12 protein-coding genes and 1 riboswitch are annotated in these 12,154 nt (G+C 73.8%); of the genes, 9 read left to right on the plus strand and 3 right to left on the minus strand.

Annotation, left to right across the window (positions count from 1 at the left end; genetic code table 11):
- A partial coding sequence (locus AB0M52_RS08030; protein ID WP_363950459.1) for a S1 family peptidase occupies positions 1-665 on the plus strand: 665 nt, incomplete at its 5' end.
- Positions 666-740: 75 nt separating this feature from the next.
- Here AB0M52_RS08030 and AB0M52_RS08035 read toward each other — a convergent pair.
- Both AB0M52_RS08035 and AB0M52_RS08040 read right to left on the minus strand, forming a co-directional pair.
- Positions 741-2,348, minus strand: coding sequence for a YbjN domain-containing protein (locus tag AB0M52_RS08035; RefSeq protein ID WP_363950501.1), 1,608 nt, complete (start codon positions 2,346-2,348; stop codon positions 741-743).
- A gap of 35 nt (positions 2,349-2,383) precedes the next feature.
- On the minus strand, positions 2,384-2,863 hold the full coding sequence (locus tag AB0M52_RS08040; protein WP_363950462.1) for a YbjN domain-containing protein: 480 nt from the start codon (positions 2,861-2,863) through the stop codon (positions 2,384-2,386).
- 112 nt (positions 2,864-2,975) lie between these two features.
- Here AB0M52_RS08040 and AB0M52_RS08045 point away from each other — a divergent pair, with 112 nt between their 5' ends.
- A complete protein-coding gene (locus AB0M52_RS08045; protein WP_363950465.1) occupies positions 2,976-5,423 on the plus strand; it encodes a DNA translocase FtsK in 2,448 nt (815 codons plus the stop codon).
- Positions 5,416-5,793 carry a VOC family protein gene (locus tag AB0M52_RS08050; protein ID WP_363950467.1) on the plus strand — a complete coding sequence of 126 codons (378 nt, stop codon included), beginning with the start codon at positions 5,416-5,418 and terminating at the stop codon, positions 5,791-5,793. Before AB0M52_RS08045 ends, AB0M52_RS08050 begins: the two co-directional genes overlap by 8 nt.
- A gap of 289 nt (positions 5,794-6,082) precedes the next feature.
- On the opposite strand, the gene AB0M52_RS08055 is transcribed toward AB0M52_RS08050, so the two are convergent.
- Positions 6,083-6,397: an SMR family transporter gene (locus tag AB0M52_RS08055; RefSeq protein WP_363950469.1), complete on the minus strand. Its 315-nt coding sequence runs from the start codon at positions 6,395-6,397 to the stop codon at positions 6,083-6,085.
- A gap of 59 nt (positions 6,398-6,456) precedes the next feature.
- A riboswitch (guanidine-III (ykkC-III) riboswitch) is annotated at positions 6,457-6,523 on the minus strand.
- Between the two features lie 92 nt (positions 6,524-6,615).
- On the opposite strand from AB0M52_RS08055, the gene AB0M52_RS08060 reads away from it, so the two are divergent.
- The 6 genes from AB0M52_RS08060 to AB0M52_RS08085 all read left to right on the plus strand — a co-directional run bounded on the left by AB0M52_RS08060 (position 6,616) and on the right by AB0M52_RS08085 (position 12,142).
- Positions 6,616-7,539 carry an ornithine cyclodeaminase family protein gene (locus AB0M52_RS08060; RefSeq protein WP_363950471.1) on the plus strand — a complete coding sequence of 308 codons (924 nt, stop codon included), beginning with the start codon at positions 6,616-6,618 and terminating at the stop codon, positions 7,537-7,539.
- Positions 7,540-7,589: 50 nt separating this feature from the next.
- A complete protein-coding gene (rimO, locus tag AB0M52_RS08065; protein WP_363950473.1) occupies positions 7,590-9,077 on the plus strand; it encodes a 30S ribosomal protein S12 methylthiotransferase RimO in 1,488 nt (495 codons plus the stop codon).
- A 56-nt stretch (positions 9,078-9,133) separates the two neighbouring features.
- Positions 9,134-9,727, plus strand: coding sequence for a CDP-diacylglycerol--glycerol-3-phosphate 3-phosphatidyltransferase (gene pgsA, locus AB0M52_RS08070; RefSeq protein WP_363950475.1), 594 nt, complete (start codon positions 9,134-9,136; stop codon positions 9,725-9,727).
- Positions 9,728-9,897: 170 nt separating this feature from the next.
- Positions 9,898-10,416: a CinA family protein gene (locus tag AB0M52_RS08075; protein WP_363950505.1), complete on the plus strand. Its 519-nt coding sequence runs from the start codon at positions 9,898-9,900 to the stop codon at positions 10,414-10,416.
- Between the two features lie 212 nt (positions 10,417-10,628).
- Positions 10,629-11,087, plus strand: coding sequence for a helix-turn-helix transcriptional regulator (locus tag AB0M52_RS08080; RefSeq protein ID WP_363950477.1), 459 nt, complete (start codon positions 10,629-10,631; stop codon positions 11,085-11,087).
- 185 nt (positions 11,088-11,272) lie between these two features.
- Positions 11,273-12,142 (plus strand): PspA/IM30 family protein, encoded by an 870-nt coding sequence (locus AB0M52_RS08085; protein ID WP_363950479.1) that lies wholly within the window; start codon positions 11,273-11,275, stop codon positions 12,140-12,142.
- Positions 12,143-12,154: the final 12 nt, after the last annotated feature.

Below are 12,154 nucleotides of genomic sequence, written 5' to 3' on the forward strand. Positions count from 1 at the left end.
GCTTCGTCGCCCGCGCCGGGGTGCCCCGCCAGGCGGTCCGGATGGCCACCGAGGAGCAGCCGCGGCTGCTGGCCGACGTACGCGGCGGTGATCCGTTCTTCATCGGCAGCGGCCGCTGCTCGGTCGGTTTCGCGGTGGTCGGCGGCTTCGTCACCGCCGGGCACTGCGGGCGGGTCGGTGACCGCACCCGGGGCGCCGACGGGGCCGCGCAGGGCGTGTTCCGGTCCTCGTCCTTCCCCGGCGACGACTGGGCCTTCGTGCAGGTGAACAGCAACAACACCAGGGTGCTGCCCGAGGTGACCGACTTCCGGGGCGGCATCGCCCGGGTCGCCGGCTCACAGGAGGTGCCGGCCGGTTCGTCGATCTGCCGCTCCGGCTCCACCACCGGCGTACGCTGCGGCACCGTGCAGGCCCGCGACGCCACGGTGCGCTACCCGGAGGGGCTGGTCGGCGGGCTGGTCCGGACCAACGTCTGCGCCGAACCCGGCGACTCCGGCGGCTCGTGGATCTCGGGCAACCAGGCCCAGGGCGTCACCTCCGGCGGTTCGGGCGACTGTGTCCGCGGCGGCACCACGTTCTACCAGCCGGTCAACGAGATCCTGCAACGCAACAACCTGACTCTGATCACCACGCAGAACTTCCGTGCCCTGAGCAACCGGCGCTGAGCCGCCGGGCCCGGCCGGTCCCCGCCCGGCCGGGCCCGCAGCCCCGACGGCTCGCCGCGGCCGGTGCGGGAAGGTTCAGGGCAGGGCGGCGACCGCCTCCGCGTACGCGACGCCGGTGCGCACCGCCGCGTCCACCAGCACCGTGACCTGGGCCGGGGCCACCCCGTGCGCCAGGTCGGTGGTCACCTCGCCGGCCAGCACCAGCTCCCCGTCGCCCGGATCGTGCACGTACGCCTTGGGCAGCAGCCGGTCACGGTTCCACCCGTTGCAGAACGCGTACGCCTCGGCGCGGCGGCCCGCCGGCAGCCGGCGACCGGCGACCACCCGGGCGTGCAGGATCTCGCCGCGTTCCCCGGCCCGCCGGAACTGGATCACCGCGTCGCCCCAGCGCCCCAGCACCGTGCCCGCCGCGTCCAGCGCGTACCCGTCGCCCCGCCGGTCCAGTTCGGTTGTGATCATCGTTACGGTCAGCGCGCCCAGCTCGTCCGGCGCCAGCCCGCCGGTCGCCTCCGCCGGGCCCGCGCCGTCCCACGCCTCACCGTCCCACGCCTCACCCGGCTCGGCCTGCTCGTCGCCCGGCTCCGGTGCGGTCTCGGTCGGCAGCGGCACGGGCGGGGCCAGTGGGCGTTCGGTCAGCCAGGCGGCCATCCGGCCGGACTGGTGCCCGGTGCCGTTGCGGGCGTCGAAGCTGCCGGCCAGCTCGGTGGCGATGGTGAGCAGTTCGGCGCCGAGCGCGGCCACCGTGACCTCCGCCGCCGGCCGCCGCCGGAACGCCGGCCGGCGTACTGCCCGGTCCTGCCATCGGTCCGCCGCCAGCGTGCAGACCAGGGCGCCCGCCGCGGCGAACTCCATGACGGACAGGTCCTCGTGCGGCTGATCGAGCCGGGGCAGCTGCTCGACGAGGATCTCCAGCCCACGTTCGAGGTGCCCACCGAGCGCGCAGAAGCGCAGGTGGGTGGCGAGGTGACCGAACCCGTCGGGGGCCACCCGATGCCGGCGGTACGCCCGGACGTGCGCCTGGGCCGCCCGGTCCGCCCGGTCCGCCCGCAGCCAGGGCAGCAGCGCACCGGTCAGGGCGGCCTCGGGCTGGGCGGTGCAGCGGACCGGACCGTCGAGCACGGGCTCGACAGCGGCGAGCGCCTCGGCCCAGTCGCCCCAACCGGCGAGCAGCTCGGCCTGGCGTACGGGTAGGCAGCCGGGGCAGCCGGCGGCCGGGTCCGGGCTGGCGGCCTGCCACTGCCCCAGCCAACGCCGGGCGGCCGGTTCGTCGCCCACGTGGTCGGCGATCCGGCAGCGCAGCTGGGCGACGAGCGCAGTGCCGGCCGTGTCGGCCGTGCCGTCCACGCCGGTCGCCGCCCGATCGGCGAGTCCGTCGAGCATGCTCCGGGCCTGGTCGAGGCCGATGCGCGGGGTGCCGAGCAGCGCCTCGACGGCGTACCGCTGGTAGCGGCGCAGCGTCTCGTCGTCGGGCCCGACCCGGCGGCCGGCCCCGGCCCGCAGGTCACGTCCGGCGGCGTCGAGGCAGCGTCGGACGGGCTCGAACAGCCGCCACCGTTCGCCTCCGCGCAGGTGGGTCTCGACCAGCTCGGACCAGGCGTCCAGTGTGGTCCGTGGATCGCCGGTCGCCTCGGCGAGGGCGGCGACCCGTTCCAGTTCGGCGATCCGCGCCTCGCCGTCCGGCATGTCCCGCGCGTCGTCCAGCGCGTCGGCCGGCCCGGTCACGGACGCGCCGTTCCGGCCAACCGGCCGACCTCGGCGGCCAGCCGGCAGCCGGTCGAGATGCCCTGGTCGAGCAGCCGGTCCAGCTGGTGCGGCGTCACCCCCCGTTCCAGGTCGGCGATGACCTCGCCGCAGACCCGGGCGTGGCCGGCGTCGTCGACGTGGACGAACGCCTTCGGCCAGAACCGGTCACGGTTCCAGGTGTTGCAGAATTCGTGCAGCAGCGGCACGGAGTCGACCGGGAAGGTGTGCCCGGCGACCGTACGCACCTGGAGCAGTTCCCCGGCGTCGCCCGCGCGCAGGAACCAGATGTGGCCGTCCGCCCACCGGCCGACCAGGTCGCCGCCGGCGTCGGTGGTCACCGCGTGTCCCCGGCTGGCCAGCACCGCCGCGACGAGGTCCTGGGTCAGCGGGCGTAACGTCGACGGATGCCCGGCCAGTGGGCCGTCCGGACCGTCCTCGAACTCCGGCGACGCCATCGGGCACCCCTTCGCCAGCGGATATCACGGCAGACGGCGGGGACCGCGCTGCGACACGCGGACGCGACCAGGAAGACCGGCGTATCGCGGGGCCCGCCGTTACGGTGATGCTATGGCGGGCCGTACCTCTCAGGCGAGTCGGCGGCGCGGCGCGTCGCCGCGCGGTGGCACGAACAGTCGTGCCCGCCAACCGGCGAAGAAGACCCGCGCGCCGGCCCGGCGCCGCACCACGGCGAGGGGCCCCGGCCCCGCGGCGTACCTCGGCCGGGCGGTCCAGGCACTGTGGATGGGCCTGGCCCACGGGGTCGGCTGGGCGGTGCGTGCCGCCGGCCGGCAGGCCGCCTCGGCCCGCGATCTCGACCCGGAGCACCGCCGGGACGGCGCGGGTCTGCTGCTGATCGGTCTCGCCCTGCTCAGCGCGGGAGCGCTCTGGTTCTCGGCGGCCGGCCCGGTCGGTGCCCGGCTGGCCGACACGGTCCGGCTCTTCCTCGGCGCCATCTCCATCGTGGTGCCGGTGCTGCTCGGCATCGGCGCCTGGCGGCTGATGCGCCAGCCCGGCGACCCCGAGCACCGTGGGCGTGGCCTGATCGGCTGGGGTTCCATGCTGGTCGCCACCGCCTCGATGCTGCACATCGGTCAGCAGCCGGCCGGCCCGGGCGAGCGGGACTTCGCCGGTGGCCTGGTCGGCGCCGGCGTGGGCAGCCTGCTGGAGCGCGCGGTCACCGCCTGGGTCGCGGTACCGCTGCTGATCCTGTTGCTCGTCTTCGGTCTGCTGGTGGTCACCGCCACGCCGATCAACAAGATCCCCGAACGGCTCGGTCTGCTCGCCGGGAGCGTGGTCGGCCAGAGCCCACCGGAGACGGACGAGGCGCCCGCCGCGCCGGCCCGCCGCCGCCCGGCGAAGCGGACGCCGCCGCCGGTCGACCCGGACGAGTTCGACGACGTGGACGGCGTGGACCTCCAGGAGACGATCCGGCTGCCGCGCAAGGCGCCGTCCCGGGTGCCGGCCAGCCGCAAGCCGGTCGAGCCGCCGGAGCACTCGCCCGCGCCGACCCGGGCCGAGCAGCTCGCGCTGACCGGGTTGGCCGGCGACTACACCCTGCCGCCGGCGAACATGCTCGGCACCGGGGCCGCACCGAAGAGCCGCAGCAAGGCCAACGACGAGGTGATCGCCGCGCTCACCGGCGTCTTCGAGCAGTTCGACGTGGACGCGGCGGTGACCGGGTTCACCCGTGGCCCGACGGTGACCCGCTACGAGGTCGAGCTGGGGCACGGGGTCAAGGTCGAGCGGATCACCCAGCTCTCCCGCAACATCGCGTACGCGGTGAAGTCGCCGGACGTCCGCATCCTCAGCCCGATCCCGGGCAAGAGCGCGGTCGGCGTGGAGATCCCGAACACCGACCCGGAGAACGTGGCGCTCGGCGACGTGCTCCGCTCGCGCGTCGCCACCAGCGACCACCACCCGATGGTGGTGGCGCTCGGCAAGGACATCGAGGGCGGCTACGTGGTCGCCAACCTCGCCAAGATGCCGCACATCCTGATTGCGGGGGCCACCGGCGCGGGCAAGAGTTCTTGCCTCAATACCCTGCTGGTGTCCGTCCTGACCCGGGCCACCCCGGATGAGGTGCGGCTGCTGCTGATCGACCCGAAGCGGGTCGAGATGACCGGCTACGAGGGCATCCCGCACCTGGTCACCCCGATCGTGACCAACGCCAAGAAGGCCGCCGACTCGCTGGAGTGGGTGGTCCGCGAGATGGACATGCGGTACGACGACCTCGCCGCCAACGGGGTCCGGCACATCGACGACTTCAACCGCAAGGTGCGCAACGGCGAGATCAAGGCACCGCCGGGCAGCGAGCGGGAGATGCGCCCGTACCCGTATCTGCTGGTGATCGTCGACGAGCTGGCCGACCTGATGATGGTCGCGCCGCGCGACGTCGAGGACTCGATCGTGCGGATCACCCAGCTCGCCCGGGCCGCCGGAATCCACCTGGTGCTCGCCACCCAACGGCCCTCGGTCGACGTGGTGACCGGCCTGATCAAGGCGAACGTGCCGTCCCGGCTGGCCTTCGCCACCTCCTCGCTGGCCGACTCACGGGTCATCCTCGACCAGCCCGGCGCGGAGAAGCTGCTCGGCCGCGGCGACGGGCTGTTCCTGCCGATGGGCGCCTCGAAGCCGGTACGGATCCAGGGCGCCTGGGTCACCGAGCGCGAGATCACCGACGTGGTCAAGTTCTGCAAGAACCAGCGCGAGCCGGAGTTCCGCCCGGACGTGCTGGCGCCCGCGCAGGACAGCAAGAAGAAGATCGACGAGGACATCGGCGACGACCTGGACCTGCTGGTGCAGGCGGTCGAGCTGGTGGTCACCTCGCAGTTCGGCTCGACCTCGATGCTCCAGCGCAAGCTGCGGGTCGGTTTCGCCAAGGCGGGCCGGCTGATGGACCTGATGGAGACCCGGGGTGTGGTCGGCCCCTCCGAGGGCTCCAAGGCCCGCGACGTGCTGGTCAAGCCGGACGAGCTGGAAGAGGTCCTGGAGGGCTTGCGGGGTGGGGATGACTGACCGGGCGCCGCTGGCCGGCGAAGTGTTCCCGATCATCACGGCCGCCGACCTGCCCGCCGCGTTGCGCTTCTACGTGGATCTGCTCGGGGGAGTGGTCACCTACCGGTTCCCGGAGACCGGCGAGCCGGCGTACGTCTCCCTGCGCTTCGGAGACGGGCAGCTCGGCATCGGCCGCCAGGAGGCGAACGAGTCGCCGAGTGGCCCGACCACGCTCTGGGTGTACGTCGCGGACTGCCGGGCCGCGGTGGCGGACCTCCGCGCGGCGGGAGTGCAGGTTGTCGCCGAGCCGGAGAAGCAGCCCTGGGGCGAGCGGATGGCGACCGTCGCCGACCCCGACGGTAACCGGATCCTGGTCGCCGACCACGGCTGAGCCCACCCGTCGGTCGACCATCACGTTCGGTATCGGCCAGCCAACCCCACCCCCTACCACCTTCCGCCTAATGAGTTGTGGGAGTTGGCCGGTGGGTGAGGCAGACTCCTGGTGGGTAGGTGGGACCAACAAGGGCGACCGGCGACGGCACCGAGGCGTCACGTAGGGCAACCGTCACGGGTGGTTGTCGTCGCGGCGGAGCGATGGGCGGCTGCGGCACCGCTTCCGGGATGGGCGGGCTCCGACTGTGGCTGCCACGCCCGCCCGAGATGCCCGCACCATCCGAAGGTCAGTGGTAGACCTTCAGGCCGATCACCCCGGCGACCACCAGCACCAGGCAGAGAATCCGGGGCAGGCTGGCCGACTCGCCCAGCGCGAGCATCCCCACCAGCGCGGTACCGGTAACGCCGATGCCGACCCACACCGCGTACCCGGTGCCGACCGGGATCTCGCGCAGCGCGTACGCCAGGCCGGCCATGCTCAGCACCAGCGTGATCACGAAGACCACCGACGCGACGGGTCGGGTGAAGCCGGCACTGCGGTCCAGGGCGATCGCCCACGCCGTCTCCAGCAGTCCGGAAAGCACCAGCACGATCCAGGCCATCAGGTCACCTCTTCGGGCCGCCCGGGCCCACCAGAGCGCCGGGACGAGTCGGGTTCAGGTACGGGGCGTCTTGGCCTGACCGGGTACGCCCACGACTCGTCCGGAACGGCCACCTGGGCCGTCGGGACCGACCGTAGCACCGGACGGGACGGCCGGTCCGGGTGAAACGGATCACCCGGCATGGACTTCAACCTCGCTTCAAATTGCACGATGGAGCCATGACCGTGCTCATTTCCGACCCGGACGTCGCCGCCACGCTGGACGCACCGACCACGGTGGACTCGATGCGTCAGGCCCTGCTGGCCGCTCACGACGGCCGGCTGGTCGCCCCGCCCCGGGCCGCCGCGCCGCTCGGCGGAGGGCGGATGGTGCTCACCGCCGGGCACCTGGTCGGGCAGTGGTACGGATACCGGGCGTACGACACCTTCGGGCACCCCGAGACCGAACAGGTGGTGGTGCTGCACGACGGGCGTACCGGCGCGGTGCGGGCGGTGGCGGTGGGGGAGGAGTTGGGCTCCCGGCGTACCGGCGGGCTGGGCGGGGTCGCGGTGGACGTGCTGGCCCGCCCGGACGCGGCCACGCTGGGCGTGATCGGCTCCGGCCGCCAGGCGTGGACCCAGGTCTGGGCCGCCGCCGCGGTACGCCCGCTGCGCGAGGTGACCGTGCACAGTCGCTCGGCGGCCCGTCGGGAGGCGTTCGCCGCCCGGGTCCGGGTCGAACTCGGCATCCCGGCCCGTTCGGTGGACACCGTCCGGGCGGCCGTACGCGACCGGGACGTGGTGGTGCTCGCCACCACCAGCGCGGCGCCGGTGCTGGCCGCCGCCGACTTGTCCCCGGGCACCCACGTCAACGCGGTCGGCTTCAAGCAGCGCGACCGGGCGGAGTTCGACACCGACCTGCTGGACGCCGCCGCCGTACTGGCCAGCGACTCACCGGCGCAGTCCCAGTCGTACGTCCCGCCGATGCTCGCCGCGGAACCGCCGTACGCGTCCCGGCTGCGCGACCTGGGCGCGGTGCTGGCCGGCGCGGCACCCGGCCGCACCGGCGCGGACCAGATCTCGGTCTTCTGCTCGGTCGGCCTCGCCGGTACCGAGGTGTTCCTCCTCGACCGCCTGGTCCGGGTCCTCGCCCCGGCCCGCTGACGGCGCACCCTGCCGTTGCCGGGCCCGGTGCCGACGCCCGGTACCCTCGGATGGTGTCTGCCACCTCCGCTCCTGACCACGACGGCCGCCGGGTCGCCCTGTTGACGCTGGGCTGTGCCCGCAACGAGGTCGACTCGGAGGAACTGGCCGCCCGCCTGCACGCCGACGGCTGGCAGGTGACGACCGACGGCGAGGGCGCCGACGTGGTGGTCGTCAACACCTGCGGTTTCGTGGAGAAGGCGAAGCAGGATTCGATCCAGACGCTGCTGGCCGCCGCCGACACCGGGGCCAAGGTGGTCGCCGCCGGTTGCATGGCCGAGCGGTACGGCCGGGAGCTGGCCGACAGCCTCCCCGAGGCCCAGGCGGTGCTCAGCTTCGACGACTACCCGGTGATCTCCGCCCGGCTGGACGCGGTGGTCGCCGGCCAGGACTTCGCCGCGCACACCCCCCGCGACCGGCGCGAGCTGCTGCCCCTGACCCCGGTCGCCCGGCGGGACAGCGCGGTGTCGCTGCCCGGGCACGGCTCCGGCGCCGACGTCGACGAGCACACCCCCGCGCACCTGCGTCCGGTGTTGCGCCGCCGGCTCGACAGCGGCCCGGTCGCCTCGCTCAAGCTGGCCAGCGGCTGTGACCGGCGCTGCGCGTTCTGCGCAATCCCCGCGTTCCGGGGCGCCTTCGTCTCCCGCACCCCGGACGAGTTGCTCGCCGAGGCCGAGTGGCTGGCCAAGAGCGGCGTACGCGAACTGGTCCTGGTCAGCGAGAACTCGACGTCGTACGGCAAGGATCTGGGCGACCCCCGCGCGCTGGAGAAGCTGCTGCCGCAGCTTGCCGCGATCGACGGCCTCGTCCGGGTCCGGGTCAGCTACCTCCAGCCGGCGGAGACCCGGCCCGGCCTGGTCGAGGCGATCGCCACCACGCCGGGCGTGGCCCCCTACTTCGACCTGTCGTTCCAGCACTCCAGCGAGCCCGTGCTGCGCCGGATGCGCCGTTTCGGCTCCACCGACCGTTTCCTGGAACTGCTGGCCTCGGCGCGGGCGCTGGCACCGCAGGCCGGCGCGCGGAGCAACTTCATCGTCGGGTTCCCCGGCGAGACCCGGGCCGACGTGGACGAGCTGGTGCGCTTCCTCACCGAGGCCCGGCTCGACGCGATCGGGGTCTTCGACTACAGCGACGAGGACGGCACCGAGGCCGCCGGGCTGCCGGGCAAGGTCTCCGCAGCCACCATCAAGCGACGGTACGACAAGCTCAGCGCGCTCGCCGACGAGCTGTGCTCGCAGCGGGCCGAGGACCGCCTCGGCTCGACGGTCGAGGTGCTGGTCGACTCGGTCGACGGCGGTGTCGTCGAGGGGCGGGCCGCGCATCAGGCGCCGGAGGTGGACGGCTCCACCACGCTGGTCGCGCCGGACGGCGGCGGGGTCGACCTGGCCGCGCTGCGCCCGGGTGACCTGGTCCGGGCCACGGTGACCGGCACCGAGGGCGTCGACCTGATCGCCGTACCGGACGAGATGATCTCGGCGGCGCCCGGCGCGACCCGGTGACAGCAGGCCGGGAAGAGGCGGGGGAGCGACGAGGTGTGGTGCCCGAGAGCGGGCCGATGACCGAGGCGACGGAGTCCACGCCGGGACCGGTGGTGGCCCGGGTGCCGGTGGTCAACGCGGCCAACGCCCTGACCGCGCTGCGGCTGGTGCTGGTGCCGGTGTTCGGTGCCTCCGTGGTCGTCTCCGGCATGACGCACGCCGACTGGCAGATCATCGCCTGTGTGATCTTCGCCGTCGCCTCGGTGACGGATCTGGTCGACGGCTGGATCGCCCGCCGGTTCGCGCTCGTCACCGCGGTCGGCAAGGTCGCCGACCCGATCGCCGACAAGGCGCTCACCGGCGCCGCCCTGCTGCTGCTCTCCTGGTACGACCGGCTGCCATGGTGGGTGACGGCGGTCATCCTCGCCCGTGAGCTGGGCATCACGGCCCTGCGGTTCTGGGTGATCCGGCGCGGGGTGATCGCCGCGAGTCGGGGCGGAAAGATCAAGACTGCCCTGCAGATCCTGGCCATCGCCTGGTACCTGTGGCCGATGCCGGCCGCCCTCGCCGCGGTCGGTCCCTGGATCATGGCCGCGGCGGTGGCCGTCACCGTCGTCACCGGCTTCGACTACATCGCCCAGGCCCTGCGGCTGCGCCGCACCGCCGCCTGAACCCAGCCCTGTGGCCCGGCGCGGCCGTGACCGCTGCGCCGGCTGAACCCAGCCCTGTGCCCCGGCGCGGCCGTGACCGCTGCGCCGGCGGAGCCTGGCGCTGCGGTGGGTGGACCGTCGCCTCGTGGGGCAGGATGCGAGGCGTGAGCAGGAGAGCAGCCGACGGGGCGATGGGCAGCGCGGCGGCCGGCGTGGTGCACCGCCTCACCGACCTGCGGGAGACGCTGGCCACCGTCGAGTCGCTGACCGGCGGACTGCTGGCCGCCACGATCGTCGACGTCGCGGGGGCGAGCGCCGTCTACCGGGGTGGGCTGGTCGTCTACGCCACCGAGCTGAAGGAACGGCTGGCCGGCGTACCGGCGGAGTTGCTGGCCGAGCGCGGCCCGGTCGACCCCGACGTGGCGGTGGCGCTCGCCGAGGGCGGGCGGCGGCGCTGCGGGGCCGACTGGGGCCTGGCCACCACCGGGGTGGCCGGCCCGGAGCCGCAGGACCGCAAGCCGGTCGGGCTGGTCTTCGTCGCGGTGGCCGGCCCGCACGGCACCGAGGTGCGGCAACTCGACCTCGACGGTGGGCGGGAGCACATCCGGACGGCGGCGGTGACCGAGGCGCTGCGCCTGCTCGAAGACCATGTCCAGGCCCCCGATGGCGCCGGGGCGCCGACCGGGCCGGGCCACCACCGAGACTGCTGAACCGGACAGCGGGGAATCAATCGGACCCCCGGTCGGCGGCCCGGTGATCCGACCCGGCCGGGACCGTGAAGCAACGCGGTGAGTACCCCGGGCGGGGTGGGATGTCGTGGCGGCCCGCAGCGGGTACGGTTGCGGGAAGGCTCCGACGACCGGAACCGGTGCCGCCGCCGGATCGGACGGCCGGGCGAACTGTGTCCCTCAGGGGAGGTGCGATGGTCCTGCTACGCCGGGTGATCGGTGACGCACTACGGGCGCGCCGGCAGGGGCAGCACCGCACGCTGCGCGAAGTCTCTTCCGCCGCCAACGTCAGCCTGGGTTACCTCTCCGAGATCGAACGCGGCCAGAAGGAACCCTCCAGCGAACTGCTCGCCGCGATCTGCGACGCGCTGGGCGCCCGCCTGTCCGAGCTGCTGCGCGAGGTCAGCGACACGGTCGCGCTCGCCGAACAGCTGCCGGGCGTGCTGGTGCCGGTCCAGGACGAGCCGGCCGAGGCGACGACGGTCGCCGCGGCACCGGTGGAGAAGGCCACCGGCCGGGGCGTACGCCAGGTCAGCTCGGACGGCACCGTCGCCGTCTCCGTGCGGCAGGACTCCCCGCTCAAGGCCACCCTGCGCACCGCCCGGGTCCGGCCCGCCGACCGTACCGACCGGGACGTGGTCTGCGCCGCCTGAGCCCGGCGGCCGATGGTCGCGCTGGCACGGGCCGCGTAGGCTTGATCGGGAACGTTCCCGCTCTCGCCGGTACGGATGCCGTGCTGGCGACCGGCTGGGACGATGGATCCACCATCGCCGGTGGCCGAGCTGGGCCACCCAAGGTGGGGCAGGCGCAGCGACGTTACTGAGGGGATACCGCGGAGATGGCGAACCCGTTCGTCAAGGGTTGGAAGTACCTGATGGCGCTGTTCGGCGCCCGAATCGACGAGCACGCCGACCCGAAGGTGCAGCTCCAGCAGGCCATCGACGAAGCGCACCGGCAGCACCAGGCGCTCGTCCAGCAGGCCGCCGCGGTGATCGGTAACCAGCGCCAGCTGGAGATGAAGCTGTCCCGGCAGATGTCCGACGTCGAGCGGTTGCAGTCCAACGCCCGGCAGGCGCTGGTCCTCGCCGACCAGTCCCGGGCCAAGGGCGACGAGGCCGAGGCCGGGCGCTACGAGCAGTCCGCACAGACCCTGGCCACCCAGCTGGTTTCCGCCGAGCAGGCCGCAGAGGACCTCAAGACCCTGCACGACCAGGCGCTCGCCGCCGCCGGGCAGGCCCGCCGGGCGGTCGAGAACAACTCGATGATCCTCCAGCAGAAGCTCGCCGAGCGCGCCAAGCTGCTCAGCCAGCTTGAGCAGGCCAAGATGCAGGAGAGCGTGGCCGCGTCGCTGGAGTCCATGTCGGCGCTCACCGCGCCGGGCACCACGCCCAGCCTGGACGAGGTCCGCGACCGCATCGAACGCCGCTACGCCAACGCCATGGGCCGCGCCGAGCTGGCCAGCAACTCGGCGGAGGGTCGGATGCTGGAGATCCAGAAGGCCACCCTGGACACTGCCGGCTCGGCCCGGCTTGACCAGATCCGCGCCAGCATGGCCGGCGAGCAGCTCGGCGCCACCCCGGAACGCGGTGCCGTCGGCGGTCAGCAGGCCGCGCCGGCCGGCGAAACGGCGGCCGTCGCCCGGCTCGACGAGATCAGGGCCAGCATGAGCCGGGAACGCGGCACCGGCGACACCACCGCCGCCGGCTGAGCAGGCGGTCAA

It is taken from the genome of Micromonospora sp. NPDC051296 (assembly GCF_040682255.1).
In the GTDB taxonomy this organism is placed as follows: domain Bacteria; phylum Actinomycetota; class Actinomycetes; order Mycobacteriales; family Micromonosporaceae; genus Micromonospora; species Micromonospora craterilacus.

Coding starts and splice junctions, on each gene's coding strand:
- AB0M52_RS08035 (WP_363950501.1), bottom strand. CDS start 2,348: ATGCCGGACGGCGAGGCGCGGATCGCCGAACTGGAACGGGTCGCCGCC.
- AB0M52_RS08040 (WP_363950462.1), bottom strand. CDS start 2,863: ATGGCGTCGCCGGAGTTCGAGGACGGTCCGGACGGCCCACTGGCCGGG.
- AB0M52_RS08045 (WP_363950465.1), top strand. CDS start 2,976: ATGGCGGGCCGTACCTCTCAGGCGAGTCGGCGGCGCGGCGCGTCGCCG.
- AB0M52_RS08050 (WP_363950467.1), top strand. CDS start 5,416: ATGACTGACCGGGCGCCGCTGGCCGGCGAAGTGTTCCCGATCATCACG.
- AB0M52_RS08055 (WP_363950469.1), bottom strand. CDS start 6,397: ATGGCCTGGATCGTGCTGGTGCTTTCCGGACTGCTGGAGACGGCGTGG.
- AB0M52_RS08060 (WP_363950471.1), top strand. CDS start 6,616: ATGACCGTGCTCATTTCCGACCCGGACGTCGCCGCCACGCTGGACGCA.
- rimO (WP_363950473.1), top strand. CDS start 7,590: ATGGTGTCTGCCACCTCCGCTCCTGACCACGACGGCCGCCGGGTCGCC.
- pgsA (WP_363950475.1), top strand. CDS start 9,134: ATGACCGAGGCGACGGAGTCCACGCCGGGACCGGTGGTGGCCCGGGTG.
- AB0M52_RS08075 (WP_363950505.1), top strand. CDS start 9,898: ATGGGCAGCGCGGCGGCCGGCGTGGTGCACCGCCTCACCGACCTGCGG.
- AB0M52_RS08080 (WP_363950477.1), top strand. CDS start 10,629: ATGGTCCTGCTACGCCGGGTGATCGGTGACGCACTACGGGCGCGCCGG.
- AB0M52_RS08085 (WP_363950479.1), top strand. CDS start 11,273: ATGGCGAACCCGTTCGTCAAGGGTTGGAAGTACCTGATGGCGCTGTTC.